Annotated in this window: 25 protein-coding genes and 2 pseudogenes; 3 read left to right on the forward strand and 24 right to left on the reverse strand. The window is 34.9% G+C overall.

Annotated features, from left to right (window positions below):
* Positions 1-174: 174 nt before the first annotated feature.
* The 15 genes from AR328_RS10145 to AR328_RS10215 form a co-directional block, all read right to left on the reverse strand.
* Complete coding sequence (locus AR328_RS10145; protein ID WP_066294751.1) at positions 175-567, reverse strand: rhodanese-like domain-containing protein; 393 nt, start codon at positions 565-567, stop codon at positions 175-177.
* Positions 568-886: 319 nt separating this feature from the next.
* Positions 887-1,267: a peroxiredoxin family protein gene (locus AR328_RS10150; protein ID WP_066294753.1), complete on the reverse strand. Its 381-nt coding sequence runs from the start codon at positions 1,265-1,267 to the stop codon at positions 887-889.
* Positions 1,268-1,281: 14 nt separating this feature from the next.
* Positions 1,282-1,629 (reverse strand): DsrE/DsrF/DrsH-like family protein, encoded by a 348-nt coding sequence (locus tag AR328_RS10155; protein WP_066294754.1) that lies wholly within the window; start codon positions 1,627-1,629, stop codon positions 1,282-1,284.
* A gap of 52 nt (positions 1,630-1,681) precedes the next feature.
* A complete protein-coding gene (locus AR328_RS10160) occupies positions 1,682-2,458 on the reverse strand; it encodes a sulfite exporter TauE/SafE family protein (protein ID WP_066294755.1) in 777 nt (258 codons plus the stop codon).
* A gap of 53 nt (positions 2,459-2,511) precedes the next feature.
* Positions 2,512-2,739 (reverse strand): sulfurtransferase TusA family protein, encoded by a 228-nt coding sequence (locus AR328_RS10165; RefSeq protein ID WP_066294756.1) that lies wholly within the window; start codon positions 2,737-2,739, stop codon positions 2,512-2,514.
* A 25-nt stretch (positions 2,740-2,764) separates the two neighbouring features.
* Positions 2,765-3,892 (reverse strand): MBL fold metallo-hydrolase, encoded by a 1,128-nt coding sequence (locus tag AR328_RS10170; protein WP_066294758.1) that lies wholly within the window; start codon positions 3,890-3,892, stop codon positions 2,765-2,767.
* A gap of 48 nt (positions 3,893-3,940) precedes the next feature.
* On the reverse strand, positions 3,941-4,333 hold the full coding sequence (locus AR328_RS10175; protein WP_066294760.1) for a DsrE/DsrF/DrsH-like family protein: 393 nt from the start codon (positions 4,331-4,333) through the stop codon (positions 3,941-3,943).
* Positions 4,334-4,345: 12 nt separating this feature from the next.
* Positions 4,346-4,579, reverse strand: a complete 234-nt coding sequence (locus tag AR328_RS10180; RefSeq protein ID WP_066294762.1) for a glutaredoxin family protein — start codon at positions 4,577-4,579, stop codon at positions 4,346-4,348.
* A 15-nt stretch (positions 4,580-4,594) separates the two neighbouring features.
* Positions 4,595-5,170: a sulfurtransferase TusA family protein gene (locus AR328_RS10185; protein ID WP_066294764.1), complete on the reverse strand. Its 576-nt coding sequence runs from the start codon at positions 5,168-5,170 to the stop codon at positions 4,595-4,597.
* 60 nt (positions 5,171-5,230) lie between these two features.
* Positions 5,231-5,527, reverse strand: coding sequence for a rhodanese-like domain-containing protein (locus tag AR328_RS10190; protein WP_066294766.1), 297 nt, complete (start codon positions 5,525-5,527; stop codon positions 5,231-5,233).
* A gap of 15 nt (positions 5,528-5,542) precedes the next feature.
* Complete coding sequence (locus AR328_RS10195) at positions 5,543-5,905, reverse strand: rhodanese-like domain-containing protein (protein WP_066294769.1); 363 nt, start codon at positions 5,903-5,905, stop codon at positions 5,543-5,545.
* A 45-nt stretch (positions 5,906-5,950) separates the two neighbouring features.
* A complete protein-coding gene (locus AR328_RS10200; RefSeq protein WP_066294773.1) occupies positions 5,951-6,430 on the reverse strand; it encodes a DsrE/DsrF/DrsH-like family protein in 480 nt (159 codons plus the stop codon).
* 121 nt (positions 6,431-6,551) lie between these two features.
* A complete protein-coding gene (locus AR328_RS10205; RefSeq protein WP_066294775.1) occupies positions 6,552-6,815 on the reverse strand; it encodes a metal-sensitive transcriptional regulator in 264 nt (87 codons plus the stop codon).
* A 13-nt stretch (positions 6,816-6,828) separates the two neighbouring features.
* The gene (locus AR328_RS10210) at positions 6,829-7,212 is read right to left on the reverse strand and encodes a hypothetical protein (RefSeq protein ID WP_231734798.1); all 384 of its coding nucleotides are present in this window, start codon (positions 7,210-7,212) and stop codon (positions 6,829-6,831) included.
* A 152-nt stretch (positions 7,213-7,364) separates the two neighbouring features.
* The gene (locus AR328_RS10215; protein ID WP_066294778.1) at positions 7,365-7,766 is read right to left on the reverse strand and encodes a DUF2892 domain-containing protein; all 402 of its coding nucleotides are present in this window, start codon (positions 7,764-7,766) and stop codon (positions 7,365-7,367) included.
* A 111-nt stretch (positions 7,767-7,877) separates the two neighbouring features.
* Between AR328_RS10215 and AR328_RS23025 the strand changes: the two genes are divergently transcribed.
* Positions 7,878-8,057 (forward strand): hypothetical protein, encoded by a 180-nt coding sequence (locus tag AR328_RS23025; protein ID WP_066294780.1) that lies wholly within the window; start codon positions 7,878-7,880, stop codon positions 8,055-8,057.
* Here the strand turns inward: AR328_RS23025 and AR328_RS10225 are convergent.
* From AR328_RS10225 to AR328_RS10255, 7 genes and pseudogenes are all read right to left on the reverse strand, one after another.
* Positions 8,054-8,833, reverse strand: coding sequence for a sulfite exporter TauE/SafE family protein (locus AR328_RS10225; RefSeq protein ID WP_066294783.1), 780 nt, complete (start codon positions 8,831-8,833; stop codon positions 8,054-8,056). The genes AR328_RS23025 and AR328_RS10225 overlap by 4 nt on opposite strands.
* Before the next feature lie 60 nt (positions 8,834-8,893).
* Positions 8,894-9,121 carry a sulfurtransferase TusA family protein gene (locus AR328_RS10230; RefSeq protein WP_066294785.1) on the reverse strand — a complete coding sequence of 76 codons (228 nt, stop codon included), beginning with the start codon at positions 9,119-9,121 and terminating at the stop codon, positions 8,894-8,896.
* Positions 9,122-9,133: 12 nt separating this feature from the next.
* Positions 9,134-10,270, reverse strand: a complete 1,137-nt coding sequence (locus AR328_RS10235) for an MBL fold metallo-hydrolase (protein ID WP_066294787.1) — start codon at positions 10,268-10,270, stop codon at positions 9,134-9,136.
* 13 nt (positions 10,271-10,283) lie between these two features.
* A pseudogene (locus AR328_RS10240) lies at positions 10,284-10,522 on the reverse strand (glutaredoxin family protein).
* Positions 10,523-10,536: 14 nt separating this feature from the next.
* On the reverse strand, positions 10,537-10,926 hold the full coding sequence (locus tag AR328_RS10245) for a DsrE/DsrF/DrsH-like family protein (protein ID WP_066294792.1): 390 nt from the start codon (positions 10,924-10,926) through the stop codon (positions 10,537-10,539).
* Positions 10,927-10,942: 16 nt separating this feature from the next.
* Positions 10,943-11,515 (reverse strand): sulfurtransferase TusA family protein, encoded by a 573-nt coding sequence (locus AR328_RS10250; RefSeq protein WP_066294795.1) that lies wholly within the window; start codon positions 11,513-11,515, stop codon positions 10,943-10,945.
* A 20-nt stretch (positions 11,516-11,535) separates the two neighbouring features.
* Positions 11,536-11,856, reverse strand: coding sequence for a rhodanese-like domain-containing protein (locus tag AR328_RS10255; protein ID WP_066294797.1), 321 nt, complete (start codon positions 11,854-11,856; stop codon positions 11,536-11,538).
* A gap of 159 nt (positions 11,857-12,015) precedes the next feature.
* Between AR328_RS10255 and AR328_RS23030 the strand changes: the two are divergent.
* Positions 12,016-12,240: pseudogene (locus AR328_RS23030) on the forward strand (CoA-disulfide reductase); the annotation flags it as partial.
* A 235-nt stretch (positions 12,241-12,475) separates the two neighbouring features.
* Positions 12,476-13,653, forward strand: a protein-coding gene (locus AR328_RS22215; protein WP_156422672.1) for an IS3 family transposase whose coding sequence is annotated in 2 segments (ribosomal slippage) — positions 12,476-12,764 and positions 12,764-13,653 — 1,179 coding nt in all. Because the reading frame shifts where the segments join, the coding sequence is not laid out codon by codon here.
* Positions 13,654-13,692: 39 nt separating this feature from the next.
* On the opposite strand, the gene AR328_RS10270 is transcribed toward AR328_RS22215, so the two are convergent.
* Both AR328_RS10270 and AR328_RS10275 read right to left on the reverse strand, forming a co-directional pair.
* Entirely contained in the window at positions 13,693-14,178 is a 486-nt protein-coding gene (locus tag AR328_RS10270; RefSeq protein ID WP_066294805.1) for a hypothetical protein, read from the reverse strand.
* A gap of 629 nt (positions 14,179-14,807) precedes the next feature.
* Complete coding sequence (locus AR328_RS10275) at positions 14,808-15,035, reverse strand: hypothetical protein (protein ID WP_066294807.1); 228 nt, start codon at positions 15,033-15,035, stop codon at positions 14,808-14,810.
* Between the last annotated feature and the right edge of the window lie 282 nt (positions 15,036-15,317).

Raw genomic sequence — 15,317 nt, forward strand, 5'->3', positions numbered from 1 at the left:
CCCCTTTTCTTAAAACATTCTTTGAATCAAGACGATGACTCCTACCAGGAGCCAAACTAAAATCCCTGGTCATATCGGTGGAAAAAATGACCGTGATTTTTTGTTAGGAATTCCTCAACTACCTTTTCCACAGTTGTTATGATCTTTATTCATATTATCAGTCTACTCCATTACTTATTTTATAATTTCTCCCTGCCATTCTTGAATACCGCCACTTACACTTACAACATTCCCATAACCAATATCTTTTAAAATGTTTGCAGCTTGAAGACTTCGTTTCCCACTCCTACACAATAGAACGATTTCCGCATCTTTAGACAGACCTTTATAATCGGATTTTAATGTGCTTAGTGGAATGTTTTTCATCCCTTTAATATGACCTGCTTCATATTCATGGGGTTCACGCACATCAACAAAGATTATGTTACTTGATTTGGGATCCTGTAATTTTTGCTCCAACTCATTAATTGAAATTGTTTTAATACTTTTATTTTCAAACTGGGTATAGACAAAATATAATACTAAAATGACAATGGGTAGATATAATGCTATTGTTTTAATCTTCAAAGAAACTCCTGCTTTCAGATGTACTTATAGTGTAAGGACAATAAATTGCCCGCCACCCAATATGGTCTTGGTATAATCAATTTTGACATTATTAAAATATGGTTTACTTGTTTCATGTACTAAAAAACTTATGCCGTCTTGTTCAATGATTTCATCATTTTCTAAAGCTGACTCTTCCAGAGCCAGGCGAAGCTGAGGTCCCCCTCAACCAATGCCCATTGCAAGACGAATAACCGGTTTTTTTACATCTTTAACTTCTTGTCTTATTTTTGATATCGCAGCATCTGTAATTTTAATCAACGTTATTCCTCCTATATATTTAAAAATGTACAAATAAATCCGCTGAAACTGCCTCATTTAAAACCCATTTAATGGGGACTTGCTCAGCTGGATACTTAAATTGCGTATGGTCCTTTATATCTAAGTCCACCACATAAAATTTAACACCAGATTCAACAGCTATCTCAAGTAAATCGTTAATTGAAGGTGCGTTAAAATCAGATAGCGCATTAGACAAGTATTCAATTCCATCCGATGGAATAGGAATGTATTTATGGTCTAAAATGTTTACTCCTTTTCGTGAGAAGGCTAAGATCACATCAGCCCCGGATGAAGCAGCTCCAACGGCAACATTTAAGGGTGGGTAAGCAGACTCTAATTCATCATGAAGTGCTAATACTACAACCTTTTTCTTATTCATGTTTAGTCCCCCTCTTAATAGCTTAAAACAGCATCAGCTTGGTAGGCTGCTTCTAAAAAGGTAACAACGCCTGCAAGCTCTGCTCCATCTATTAATTCCAAACCATCTGCAATTAACACGTTCATTTGACAACCATACAATTTAATCCCTGCCTCTAAAGCTATTTTAAAAAGTGAGACTAGATCCACTCCATGCGTTCTCGTCACTTTTTTTAAATAACGTTTATCTAAAACACGGGCTCCATCAAGATCAAAAAATATGGTGACTTCATTTTTTGGGTTGACCATTTCAATCGATTTCTTTAGTACATAGGGAACATTTGAACTTAACGATACAAAATAGATGTATTTCTTATTTGTCATTTTTAGCCCTTCTTTCAGATAAGCTAATTTTATGTTTTATTTTCCCCTATTTTTATAAGATATCTAACCAAATCTTAACAGCAGTAGCTCCAATTAATAACGCCAAAATAATTTGTAGTATTTTTGTATTCACTTTTTTTCCAGCTATTGCTCCTAATGGGGAAGCAAGTAAACTTGCAACGACCATAATAAAAGCAGGGAAATAATCAATCTGTCCAGTTGTAATTTTACCGACAGTTGCACCTATTGATGATATAAACGTAATTGCTAGTGATGATGCGATTGTCATTCTTGTTGGAATTTTTAATACCACTAACATGATTGGCACTAATAAAAAGGCTCCTGCTGCCCCGACGATTCCAGCACCTACACCAACAATAAGGGCTAAGATTGCTGCGAGCCATTTATTAAATTTCACCTGATCTAAAGGGATATCATCTATCCCCTTTTTCGGAATAAACATCATCACAGCTGCAATTAAAGCTAGTATCCCATAAATTAAATTAATGCCTCCTTCTGACATTAACTTTGATCCAAATCCTCCAACAAAACTACCTACTAAAATACTAGCACCCATATACATGATTAACGTTTTATTTAAATATCCACCTTTTCGGTATGCCCAAACTCCACCAATGGTTGCAAAGAATACTTGAATCGCACTTATACCAGAAACCTCATGAGCACTAAAAGCGGCTAAGCCAAATAATGGTGGAATATATAATAACATTGGGTATTTAATAATTGACCCACCAATACCTAACATTCCAGAAATGTATGATCCGATAAATCCGATTAAAAATATTGTAATAATAAATCCAAAATCCATCTTGTTACCTCCTTTTGAAAAAAGGGAACCCTACATAGGCTCCCCCTTATTTTTCAACCTTTTTTAATCCAAAATTTAAATACATCATTTTCTTCTTCATGTTTAATTAATTCATGACCACCAGATGTTGCCCAAGCTGTCAGGTCGTTTTTAGCACCCTTATCTGTTGCATGAATTTCTAGAACTTCTCCTGTTGCTAAGTCATTCATAGCTTTTTTTGTTTTTACAATTGGCATTGGACATGCTAATCCTTTTGCGTCTAAAACTTTAGTTGATTCCATTGTTTATTCCTCCTAAAATTAATTTTTATCTAACCGCACAACGGTTTGGTCCGATTTCCATTTCACGTTGTTTTTCTTCATCAGGGTTGATTTTCCCCATGTTTGTTTCACGAATTTCTTGATACGCATTTGGTTGTGGTGGTAGGTTTTCTGTTACTAGTTTTCTGAACTCATTTTCGTCTTCAATGTTTAAACCGTGATTTTTTGCAAACAGTGTTCCTAATTTTTCTGATACACTACCATCGTCATTCAATTCATCAATGATCATAAAGTGTGCTGGCAGAACAACTAAATCTTCTGATAGCTCTCTGTAGCGTAAGTACAGACTTTCTCTTAAATCTGCTACCCAATCCTCTGCCATACCAGCAAGGTCTGGTCTTCCAATTGAATCGATGAATAATATATCTCCTGAAAGAAGGAACTTTTCATCAACAACAAAAGATGTAGAACCGATCGTATGACCTGGAGAGTATAGCGCATGAATATCAATCGCCGTATTTCCGATTGTCACTACATTTCCACCTTCTAGAGCCTCGTACTCAAATGTTACTTCTGTCGCATCTTTTGGAGGTAACCAATATGTTGCACCTGTTCTCTCAGCAATCACTCTTCCTCCTGAAATATGGTCAGCATGAAGGTGTGTATCAAAAACATGCGTAATTTTTGCTCCAATTTCATTTGCAAAATCAAGATAAATGTCAGTCATACGAGTTGCATCGATAATCGCAGCTTCACCGTTTGAAGTAACCATGTATGATAGACATCCTTTTCCGATACGAACGAACTGATACACTTTGCCTCCATCTCTTAATTCCCCAACTTTAACTGGTTCTAAGTGTTCACTCCATGCTTTCATGCCACCTTGTAAGTAGGAAACTGTTAATCCTTCTTCAGAAAGCATCTCTGCCACCATAACAGATGACCCTTCTTTAGCACATACAACCACTATTTCTCTATCAGAAGGAAGCTTCTCTAAGATTTCTTCCACTCCATCCAGTAATTCAAAATACGGGATATTTAGATAGTCAAAGTTTTCACCTTCAATTTTCCAATCTTGAAAATCACTTTCGTTACGAACGTCTAGAATAAACAATTCTTCTTTATTAAATACTTTTTGAGTTACTTCTTTTGAAGTCATAGCTTTTACAGTCATATATTTTTACCCCCTACGGTATAATTTAATTTAAAAAAATATTTAAGATTAAAAAGTAAGTGTTACATCTGCATCCTTTGCATATTCTAAAAAGGTTACTGCTCCACCAACTTGAATTCCATCAATAAATGAGTCTTTTTCTAATCCCATAACATCCATTGTCATTTGACAACCAATGAACTTAACACCCATTTCTTGTGCCATTGCTACCAATTCTGGAATGGCTGGAACATTTGCATTAGCAAAACCTTCGGCAAAGTGTTCTTTTCCCTCCGGCATTGGAAGCTGTTTGTATGACTCTTTATGGATTAAGTTTAATCCTTCAAATGTAAAGAAAATCGCTACTTCCTGATCCGATGCTGCTGCAGCTGTTGCAATATTAAACACTTTATATGCATCAAATAATCCACCATTACTTGCTATAATTGCTACTTTATTCATTCTTAATTCCTCCTAGTTTCTTAATGCTAGCATTATATTATTTGGATCATAACCAACAACCCACTTACCATTTACCTCTGTTTGAGGAACTCCCATTTGACCCGTCTTCGCGACTATTTGGTTCATAATCTCTAGATTTCCTTCAACATTTATCTCTCTAAAAGGTATATTTTGATCTTCCAAAAAGTTCTTTAACATAACACAATACGGACAGCGTGTGGTTGTGTATACCGTTACTGTGCTCATATCAATTTTCCCTCCTTATTTATTTACACTATTGGTTTTGCCTGACCAAGCACTCATCCCTGGCACAACATTAATTACATTAGAAAAACCTTTTTCAGCTAACTTTTGAGCTGCAAGATCACTACGGTTTCCTGTTCGGCAAACCACATAAATCTCATCTCCTGTATTTAATTCTGAGAATCGATTTTCTAACTCTCCTAAAGGAATTGAAATTGCATTAGGAATATGGTTAAAAGCATACTCTGCTGCTTCTCTCACATCTAAAACTACAATATTCTCATTTGCTAAAAGCTTCTTTTCAAGCTCTTCATTACTTGTAACATTAGGATGTTTTCTTTCAATTGTTCCATCATTGGAAGATTTTCTAAGGTAATGCTTTAACACATCTCCTTGTTCAATTGTGCCTAGATACTGATGTCCAGCGCTTTTTGCCCATGCTTCCAGGTCAGCTTTTGACCCTTTATCTGTTGCTTGAACCTCTAAGACTTGACCAGCTTGTAACTCATTCATTGCCTTTTTTGTTTTTACGATAGGCATTGGGCAAGCTAAGCCCTTTGCATCTAATAAAAGATCTGTTTTTAATGAATTCATAATATAAAAACCTCCTATTTATTACCCTTATGGGTATATTAACTTCTAAAAAAAATCACCTTATTTTGTTTCGCCTTCCCATGCAAGCATTCCGCCTGTCATGTTGGTTACCTTAAACCCATGACTTTCAAGAAATTGACAGGCGCGCCCACTACGTGCACCAGAACGACAAACCATGATATAGTCTTGTGACTTATCTAATTCATGCAAACGGAATTCTAATAACCCTAGTGGAATGTGGATCGCTCCTGGGATTTTCCCAGTTTCCACTTCTTCCACTTCACGAACATCAATTAGGTTTAATGGTTGACCTTCTACTAATAATGTTTCTACTTCTTTAGCGGATAACTGCTTCATTTTTTCTCCTCCTTTTTATCTCCAGGCACTCATACCACCTTTTACATTTGTCACGTTCGTAAATCCTAATTTTTTTAATATTTTAGTAGCATTTTGACTTCTCATTCCACTTTGACATATAACAACTACTTCTTTGTCTTTTGATAGTTCCTTCTCCGCTTTTTGCGCAAGTTGTTGGAGCGGAAGGTTTTTAAACCCTTTGATGTTATTTCCCTTAAACTCCCCAGGAGTACGAACGTCAACAAATTGTTTATTCTTATCTTTTAATTCATTTTTTAAATCTGTTGTTGAAATTTGTCTAACACCTTTAACCGGGATGATTCGTTTAATGATAAATAACAGAAAGAGTCCAATAATTATATAATTTAGATATTCCAAACTTACTCCCTCCTTTTTATGTAGGGGAGAATCCCCCTAACGTGTTTAGATAAATAGATTTACATTTCCATCTTCTGCATCTGCTAAATACGCAGCTACACCTGCATATTCAATATTATCTAAAAGTTCTTCTTTTTGAAGTCCTAATAAATCCATTGTCATCGTACATGCAACGAGCTTTACATCTTGTTCTTTTGCCATTTCAATTAAATCTGGAAGTGGCATTGCATTATGCTTTTTCATCACATCTTTAATCATTTTAGGACCGAAACCTGCGAAATGCATTTTTGACAGACCCATTTTGTCAGCACCTCTTGGCATCATTTTGCCAAACATCTTTTCCATGAATCCCTTTTTAACTTGAATATTTTCATCTTTTCGAAGAGCATTTAACCCCCAAAATGTGTGGAAAATTGTTACTTCATGATCATAGGCAGCTGCACCATTTGCAATAATATAAGCTGCCATTGCTTTATCATAATCACCACTAAATAATACGATTGTGGTTTTTTTCTTTTCTGTCATGCTTGTTCCTCCTCTTTGTTGTTACCCATTAGGGTATTTATCTGTATAATTTTTTTACACTTATCTCTACCCCCATGGGTATTATATTATTAAAAATAAAAGAGAGTCAACCTCTTTATTTCTATCTACTTCTTACAAGCAGATTGACAGCTTCTTTTAGTAGTTCTTCTGTATTTCTCTCACCAGTTTCTTCGGCGTTTCGAACACATTCCACTAAATTTGAACTGACGACAACTCCAATTGTCCGATCAATTGCTGTTCTTGCTGCAGATAACTGAGTGATAACATCTTTACAGTCTTTATTTTCTTCCATCATTCTTAAGATTCCTCTAAGTTGTCCTTCAATGCGCTTTACTCTGTTTTTCATTTGATCGTTGTATTCCATCTGTTTTCCCCCCTTAACAATAAGTTTCTTTATTTAATTGATTTCCCTTTGATACAGTTTGTTCTTCATTAGTAATTGTGTATCCAACCACCTTAAATCCCTTTGTACGTAAGAATCGAATACCAACATTCTTTTCAAGGCGATTCGAAGCAACTACTATCAGATTTTTACTTGGTATTTCCAAGTAGTACCTTTTCAGGTATGCAACTGGAACATTGATTGCTCCCTTTACGGGATTTTTATAGGACTCATTATAGTCCCTAACATCTACTTTAATCAATGTTGTTAAATCTAGTTCTTTCTTATTATCTATATAATTTAGTCCTATGATTGGAAAATATCTTATAGCTATCAGGTAACCGACAACTATTAATAAAACAAACATTACAATCGCCATGTTGACTGTCCTCCTAACTTTCAGCGGCTGACAAGACTTATAATATACCGTACTGGGTATATTGTCAACACTCTAAAAACAAATATATAAAATGAGCCCATGAATAATATCTCATGAGCTTTTATAGGCATTTATCCTAAGGATGAATTTCTTCATTTTAAAGATTTAAGCTTTCTTAAAGCTTCCTTTTCCTTCGTAATTTCCACTGCTGTCCTTATTCCCATTCTTCTAATAATCGGTAAAGGTGGGCACCATCCCTGTAAAGAATGTTGGATCATAAACACACTTGTAATTCCAGACAATGCCATCCATTTTTTATTGCCTAATAATCCAAGTAAAGATGATATCAATACAATTGATGCAAAGTTAAGTTCTAAAACTCTTTCGGTATCCCATTCATAATTTAATTCTTTAATACGTCTATCTATTTCTTCTTCAGTTTTTCGGTAGTATTTGTTGATATTATGGGCAGTTTTTCGTTCTATTTCATTATTGATTCCATCATCAGTGTTTAACTTTACTTTAATTGTAGTTGGTGGAAATAGATCTCTCACGTATTCCCATCCTCTCGTTGATTGGTATATAAACCCATTGAGTTTTTAAAATAAATCTTCTATAATACCTAGTATAATTATAGGAATTAAAGGATATAGGAGGAACCTTATATGAAACGTTTTTTAAAATCTCTTTTCAATGAGAAATGTCCTACTTGTAATAAAAATTTAGTCAGCGATAAAACGAACTCATTACTCTCAATTGTAATTAAATCATGTCCAGATAATCATTTCCAAAGGGAATATCATCCTGCACTTGAGACATACGTTGAAAGTAATAAGGTGTTTTAAAATAAAATATCAGACCAAATTTTAATTGAAGTAGCTAATATGAGTAGTGCCAAAATCCATTGTAGGATTTTGGTATTAATTTTTTTCCCAAAATTAGCACCAAGTGGTGAAGCGATTAGGCTTGCAACAACCATGATTAACGCTGGATAATATTCAACTTGACCCGTTGTAATTTTCCCAACAGTTGCACCAATTGACGAAATAAACGTAATAGCCAAAGAAGTCGCTATCGTCATTCTAGTTGGAATTTTTAGCACTACGAGCATGATAGGAACTAAAATGAATGCACCAGCAGCACCAACAATTCCCGCACCAATCCCAACTATTAAAGCTAGAACAGCTGCGAGCCATTTATTAAACTTCACCTGATCAAGAGGGATCTCGTCGATTCCTTTTTTAGGCAAGAACATCATCACAACGGCGATTAAAGCTAGAATTCCATATACAAAGTTAATTCCACTTTCGGTCATGAGCTTTGAGCCATATCCACCAATAAAACTACCAATTAATATGGCAACACCCATGTATATAATTAACGTTTTATTCAAGTACCCGCCTTTTCTATAAGCCCATACTCCCCCTATTGTGGCGAAGAAAACTTGTACGGCGCTAATTCCAGACACCTCATGTGCACTAAATGCAGCTAATCCAAACAGTGGCGGAATGTATAGAAGCATGGGATACTTAATAATCGATCCACCAATTCCAACCATTCCGGATATGAAGGATCCAATAAAACCGATAAGGAATATAACCACGATAAATGCAATATCCACTTTCTTTTTCCTCCAATCAAAGGGGGAGGGTAACCGTTTAAAGGTACCTTCCCCTAAATTCTATCCTTTTTTTAACCAGAACTTATAAACACCATTTTCTTCTTCATCTTTTAGCAATTCGTGTCCACCCGATTGTGCCCATGCGGTCAAGTCATTTTTTGCCCCTTTATCTGTTGCATGAATCTCAAGGACCTCCCCTGAACTTAATGCATCCATTTCTTTTTTTGTTTTTACAATTGGCATAGGACAAGCTAGCCCTTTTGCATCTAACACTTTATTAGCTTCCATGGTATTACCTCCTTATCTAACGGCACATCGGTTAGGACCGATTTCCATTTCTCTTTGTTGTTCTTCCTCAGGTTTGATTTTACCCATATTTGTTTCACGAATTTCTTGGTATGAATTTGGCTGTGGCGGAAGATTTTCTGTCACCGTTTTTCTGAATTCAGCTTCATCATTAATATTTAATCCATGATTTTGTTGATAAAGCACACCAAGTTTTTCTGAAATACTTCCATCATCATTCATTTCGTTAATTCCCATGTAATGGGCAGGTAGCACTAGAAGATTATCAGCTAGCTCTTTGTAACGTTGATAAAGGGTATTTCTTAAATCTCCTACCCAGTCTTCAGCTTTACCAGCTAGATCAGGGCGACCAATGGAATCAATAAATAAAATGTCACCAGTTAACAAATATTGATCATCAACGACAAAAGATGTACTACCAATGGTATGCCCAGGAGAGTAAATGGCTTTTATGGTTGTCTGTCCAACCTTGTATTCATCGCCATCATTAATTTGTGAATAGTTATATGTGACTTCTGTAGCATCCTTTGGTGGTAAATAATAGGTTGCACCATGTTTTTCAGCAAGTTCTCTACCACCAGAAATATGGTCAGCATGCAAATGAGTATCTAAAACGTGTGTTAACGTAATATTATGTTCCTTTATCATCTCTTCATATGGAGACAACATTCTGTTAGTATCAATTATTGCCCCTTTCCCGTCAGACTCAATTAAGTAGGAAAGGCAGCCTTTTCCAATACGTACAAATTGATAGATGCTTCCTCCATTTTTTAAACTACCTATTTTTATTGGCTCAAGGTGTTCACTCCAGGCTTTCATACCACCTTCAACCGAATAAACATCTGTAAATCCAGCTCCCATAATTTGTTCTGCAACGAATTCAGAAGATCCACCTTTTGCACAGATGACATAAATTTCTTTATTTTTTGGTAACTTCTCTAATATTGAATCTACCCCTTCTAAAAGATCAAAGTATGGCTTATTTATGACCTCTATATTTCGTCCCTCGATTTTCCAATCGTCAAAATCATCTGTATTTCGTGCATCAAGAATGAAAAGGTCTTCATGATTAATTACTTTCCGAGCTAAATCTTTAACAGATATTGTTTTCACAGATGTTGTTGTTCCCATGTGTCTCCTCCTTTTACTTTTCTAAAAGTTGAGTAACCGTTTCGGTATCATACCCTAAAACCCACTCACCACTGATTTCAATTTGAGGGACTCCCATCTGACCTGTTGTTTCAACCAATTTATCTCCTGCAGCAGGATCTTCTTGCACATTTACTTCTTTAAATGCCACACCTTGCTCATTTAAAAAGTTTTTTATCATTACACAATAGGGACAAGTGTGTTTGTGGTATAGACAGTAACATTCTTACTCATCATTCTTCACTCCTTTAGAACGTAAGGGTCACGTCTGCATCTTTAGCAAAGGATAGGAATGTAACTGCACCGCCAACATCAATCCCTTCTACAAAATGCTCTTTTTCTAAACTCATAACATCCATTGTCATTTGGCACGCAATCATTTTTACACCCATCTCACTCGCCATTGCAACTAGCTCTTCAACTGGTGGAACATTCGCTTTTTTAAATCCTTCTTGAAAATGTTCTGTTCCTTTAGGCATTGGCAAATTTTTATGACCTTCTTTATGAATGAGATTTAAGCCTTCAAATGTAAAAAAGATTCCCACTTCAGCATCAGTAGCAGCTGCAGCCGTTGCAATATTGAATACTTTATAGGCATCAAACATCCCACCGTTTGAGGCAATGATAGCTACTTTCATTTTTATTCCTCCTTGTTTAATGATTTTTATCGACCGGACCTGTCCAGTCTTTCATTCCAGGAACTACATTTTTAACGTTTCTAAAACCTTTTTCGGTTAACTTTTGTGAAGCAAAATCACTCCGACTCCCCGTCCTACAAATGACATGTAGATTGTCTACATTGTTAAGTTCTTCAAACCGATTTTCTAATTCACCAAGAGGGATATTTATGGCGCCTGGAACATGACCGAATGCATATTCAGCCGGTTCTCTCACATCTAAAACAGTTACTTTTTCATTACCATCTAATTTATTTAATAATTCATCTAAATGAACCACATCCGGATGTTTTGCTTCAGGTTTTTCTTCTTCTGAACGAGCTTTTCGAAGATAATGTTTTAATGTCTCGCCCTCTTCTACAGTTCCTAAATATTGATGACCGGTACTAGAAGCCCAAGCCTTTAAATCAGCTGTTGAACCTTTATCGGTAGCTTGAATTTCCATCACTTCACCTGGTTCAAGGGTGTTCATTTCTTTTTTTGTTTTTACAATTGGCATCGGGCAAGCTAGTCCCTTTGCATCTAACACCCTGTTAACTGTAACTTCCATTGAGATTCCTCCTTCTTGGGTTACGGTTTTTCAACTTCATCTTCCCAATTTAGCATTCCACCAACCATATTTTTCACTTTATACCCCTTATCTTGCAAAAACTCAGCAGCCATCCCACTCCGACTCCCCGATCGACATACCATAAAATGCTCCTTGTCTTTGTCAATTTCATGTAATCTATTTTCAAGCTCTCCTAAAGGGATATGGTAAGCACCAGGTATTTTCCCTTGTACAACTTCTTCATGTTCACGAACATCGATAATACTTTGCGCTTTTCCTTGCCTAACTTTTTCAGATACTTCTTTTGGTAAAATCTCAGCAACTTTTGACTTAGTATTCATTTCGTCACTCCTTATGTTGAAGTATACAAGTCATACTTAGAATTCTCTTTTTTCTGGTAAATATGTTTATTAACACCCCTCCATATAAAACCAAAACAAGTTCCAAGGTGTGACTTTTAACACATCAAAGTATAAAAATTAATAGAGATATCAACATGCATAAAAAACGTAGTAATAGTAGGTGGAGTTGCTGAAGAAGCAACAACTGCCGCAAGATTGAGAAGGCTGGATGAAACATCAACGATTGTTTTATTTGAAAAAGGGATACACATTTCATTTGCCAACTGTGGATTGCCTAACTATATTGGGGAAACGATTAAGGGACTGAGCAAGATGTTGGTTCAAACGGTTGAGAGTATGAGTAAAAAGTTTAATTTAGATATTTGAAATCTTAGTGAAGTGTTTAAATTAAATCAAGAAGAGAACAGTAAAATATGTACTGCCACTAGAATTTTAATTAATTTAGGATATAAAGCCCTCAATTTAGATCGTGGTTGGAAAACGTATTCTTCGGTATATAAAAACCCTGTATTGTGCTATTATCCCCTTTAAGTAGACAGTGTAAAAAACCCATGATTATTGTTTGGGTGTTACACTATTACTTGGAGGGGATTTTTCTATGGCTAAAAAGGGACAACAATTCCAGACTTATACAGAAGAGTTTAAATTAAATGCAGTTATGAAATATATTAATGGGTCTAAAAGTTATAAAGTAATGGCGGACGAGTTGGGAATTCGAAACTGTACACAACTAAAAGTGTGGGTGAAGAAATGGAAAAATGGACAAGCCTTTGATGAGCGTAGTGGAATAAGTAATCCATTAAATGGGCGACCACGTACTAAATTTAAATCAGTTGAAGAGGAAAGAGATTATCTAAAGGCACAGGTACTTTATTTAAAAAAGCAGTATCCAAATCTAGTAAAGGAGGAGATATCCCTCAATTAATTAAGTATGAAATTATCGAAGGATTAAAAAGTACATACCCTATTACTTGGCTACTGGAAATAGCTTACGTTAAGCGTTCTAGCTACTATAAATGGAGAGCCACTTATACAAAAAGAAATGAAAGGGCCAAACAAGATCAGGATATAAAAGAACACATGATGGGAATTCATTTTCTACATCCTGAATTTGGCTACCCTCGTATGACCTTTTTGTTAAATGAAAATGATTATATGATAAATCATAAAAAAGTGTATCGATTAATGAAGGAAATGGACATCCAGTCTGTCATTCGAAAGAAAAGAAAGCGTCATGGTCATACCCCTTCGGTTATATTCCCGAATCGCCTTAAGAGAAAATTCAAGGCAACAGGACCTAATCAAAAAATGGTAACAGATATTACTTATGTTTCAGATGGTAACCAATTCTTTTACTTATCGGTCATTCAGGATCTATTTAATAATGAAATTGTGGGATGGGAACTATCGAAGCGAAACGATCTTGAACTTGTTTTAAATACAATAGAAAAATGGACAAAGAAAAAAGACGTAGCTGAAGCTGTTCTCCATTCGGATCAAGGCTTTCAGTATACGTCTAAGGCATACAATAATCGATTAGAAGCATACAGCATTAAGGGCAGCCACTCTCGCAAAGGAAACTGCTTGGATAATGCTTGCATCGAATCCTTCTTTTCGCATCTCAAAACAGAGAAGTTGTATATAAAACAGTGTAAATCAGAAGTGGAGATACGACAAGCGATTGAAGAATACATCTATCACTATAATTACAAACGTATTCAAAAGAAACTAAACAAACGCGCGCCGATTGAGTATCGACACGCGTTGGCAGCTTAGGTTTTTTAGGCTGTCTACTTGACAGGGGTAAGACCATTGCTACGGGGTTTTTAACTCTTCAACTTTTGACTTACCTACATACTCCTCAACTTTTTTCTGGAACCAATAAATGATAAGTGAAAATGAAATAAATGTTAGAAAGATTTGATGTTGTCTAAACCGAATTAATTTGAATACATTAAGTTTTTGAAACAAGGTGGTAAAAGGATATGAAAATAACCAATCCAAAATAATGTTTGCTCCTAGATACTTAAAAAAATTCCCATATGAATATTTAAATACCCATAACGTTCCTACAAAAAAGGAGCTCAATACAAAGGAAACATTAGTGGTTAGATCAGGTATTAAATTGATTTTCACCTTCCACCATCTTCTAGATTGCGCTATTTCACTCATTAGCGCTAAAAGCAAAGAAACAAAAGTCGCTGATGGTAAAAATCGAAAAAAATGTTTCTTTCCTATTAGTGGTATCGTTAACAATGGGAAAATTAATAACCCCCACATTATGTAAGTATATCTTTTCATTACCATACCTCTTTCTTAAATAATAAAGGGAACAGAATAATTAGTTATCCTCTTCCCTTATTATCCTTCTATATACTTTTATTAATACAACCAATTAAACGATCTTCAATATCTTGTGCAAGCTTCTTCACTTGTCTCATTGTTTACAAATATATGTTATATAGTCTGTTTAACTTTTTAGGAACGAGGAAGAAGTTAGATAAAAAAAATTTTTTGTGGCACTCTTTAGATTTTCGAAGAGTTAATGGTTGTTTTTATTTATAAAAACACACCGCAAAATTGCGTTGGAATATTAAAAAATGGATAACTGTTTATCTCTTTTTATTTCTGCTTTCTTTCTTGCACAAACCTAATCCGTTCAGTTTTAGGTACATTCACCACAATTGCATCTAAAAATGATGATAATTATTGCGTAGTAAGAGTCTACTACGCAATAATAGTGTAAATCTATCGTGAGAGTAACATTAATTACACAAAAATATTCAGTGGTAAGTGTATGTCATTTACTGGTACAATCTTTTTTACTTAATTGTAAAAAGTATGGCAACGGTGGTTAAATACAATGACCATAATCAAAATGATTGCAAACGTTTTTCAGTTCCTTTTACAAATAGTTGTTAAATAATTGTTTAGTTGTTCAAAATAGCCCACATTACTCCAATGTTGAATGTCATTAAACTTGTCCACTCTAGTATTGTCTCAATTTTTTTTGCCATTTGTTCTGGTAAATTATCATTTATCCTATTATTAATGAAAAACTTAATTAAAGTGATTACAAAAAAGATTGCTACTGCAATAATACAGCCATTTGCAATGCGATCAATACTATCTACTAATACTTCTAATTCTTTTGTCATTTAGAAAACCCCTCTCTATCATAAAAGTTTTTTTCATACCTGTTCTTTATATTTCTTTTCAAAAAAACCTTTATTTTAAGAGTGATTAGTCATTTAAAATTCAAAAAAAATGTTCATTGAGGAACCGAAAATTTACATTCCCATTATAATTATAAATCCCTAAAAACAGCCGAAAGCTGTTGAATATAGCCTAAAACAGTCAAACTTAATAAATGTTAATGTAATGCAAATTTGTTCGTTTTCTTTCATTTTCCTTGATAGTAAACATTTAATATTATCCTA

The sequence above is a fragment of the Bacillus sp. FJAT-29937 genome, from assembly GCF_001509555.1.
Classification (GTDB): Bacteria; Bacillota; Bacilli; order Bacillales; family Cytobacillaceae; genus Cytobacillus.

Excerpts from the sequence above, each read along its gene's own strand:
- AR328_RS10150 (WP_066294753.1), bottom strand. The coding sequence starts at position 1,267 with ATGAATAAGAAAAAGGTTGTAGTATTAGCACTTCATGATGAATTAGAG.
- AR328_RS10155 (WP_066294754.1), bottom strand. The coding sequence starts at position 1,629 with ATGACAAATAAGAAATACATCTATTTTGTATCGTTAAGTTCAAATGTT.
- AR328_RS10160 (WP_066294755.1), bottom strand. The coding sequence starts at position 2,458 with ATGGATTTTGGATTTATTATTACAATATTTTTAATCGGATTTATCGGA.
- AR328_RS10165 (WP_066294756.1), bottom strand. The coding sequence starts at position 2,739 with ATGGAATCAACTAAAGTTTTAGACGCAAAAGGATTAGCATGTCCAATG.
- AR328_RS10170 (WP_066294758.1), bottom strand. The coding sequence starts at position 3,892 with ATGACTGTAAAAGCTATGACTTCAAAAGAAGTAACTCAAAAAGTATTT.
- AR328_RS10175 (WP_066294760.1), bottom strand. The coding sequence starts at position 4,333 with ATGAATAAAGTAGCAATTATAGCAAGTAATGGTGGATTATTTGATGCA.
- AR328_RS10180 (WP_066294762.1), bottom strand. The coding sequence starts at position 4,579 with ATGAGCACAGTAACGGTATACACAACCACACGCTGTCCGTATTGTGTT.
- AR328_RS10185 (WP_066294764.1), bottom strand. The coding sequence starts at position 5,170 with ATGAATTCATTAAAAACAGATCTTTTATTAGATGCAAAGGGCTTAGCT.
- AR328_RS10190 (WP_066294766.1), bottom strand. The coding sequence starts at position 5,527 with ATGAAGCAGTTATCCGCTAAAGAAGTAGAAACATTATTAGTAGAAGGT.
- AR328_RS10200 (WP_066294773.1), bottom strand. The coding sequence starts at position 6,430 with ATGACAGAAAAGAAAAAAACCACAATCGTATTATTTAGTGGTGATTAT.
- AR328_RS10205 (WP_066294775.1), bottom strand. The coding sequence starts at position 6,815 with ATGGAATACAACGATCAAATGAAAAACAGAGTAAAGCGCATTGAAGGA.
- AR328_RS10210 (WP_231734798.1), bottom strand. The coding sequence starts at position 7,212 with ATGGCGATTGTAATGTTTGTTTTATTAATAGTTGTCGGTTACCTGATA.
- AR328_RS23025 (WP_066294780.1), top strand. The coding sequence starts at position 7,878 with ATGAAACGTTTTTTAAAATCTCTTTTCAATGAGAAATGTCCTACTTGT.
- AR328_RS10230 (WP_066294785.1), bottom strand. The coding sequence starts at position 9,121 with ATGGAAGCTAATAAAGTGTTAGATGCAAAAGGGCTAGCTTGTCCTATG.
- AR328_RS10235 (WP_066294787.1), bottom strand. The coding sequence starts at position 10,270 with ATGGGAACAACAACATCTGTGAAAACAATATCTGTTAAAGATTTAGCT.
- AR328_RS10245 (WP_066294792.1), bottom strand. The coding sequence starts at position 10,926 with ATGAAAGTAGCTATCATTGCCTCAAACGGTGGGATGTTTGATGCCTAT.
- AR328_RS10250 (WP_066294795.1), bottom strand. The coding sequence starts at position 11,515 with ATGGAAGTTACAGTTAACAGGGTGTTAGATGCAAAGGGACTAGCTTGC.
- AR328_RS10255 (WP_066294797.1), bottom strand. The coding sequence starts at position 11,856 with ATGAATACTAAGTCAAAAGTTGCTGAGATTTTACCAAAAGAAGTATCT.
- AR328_RS10270 (WP_066294805.1), bottom strand. The coding sequence starts at position 14,178 with ATGAAAAGATATACTTACATAATGTGGGGGTTATTAATTTTCCCATTG.
- AR328_RS10275 (WP_066294807.1), bottom strand. The coding sequence starts at position 15,035 with ATGACAAAAGAATTAGAAGTATTAGTAGATAGTATTGATCGCATTGCA.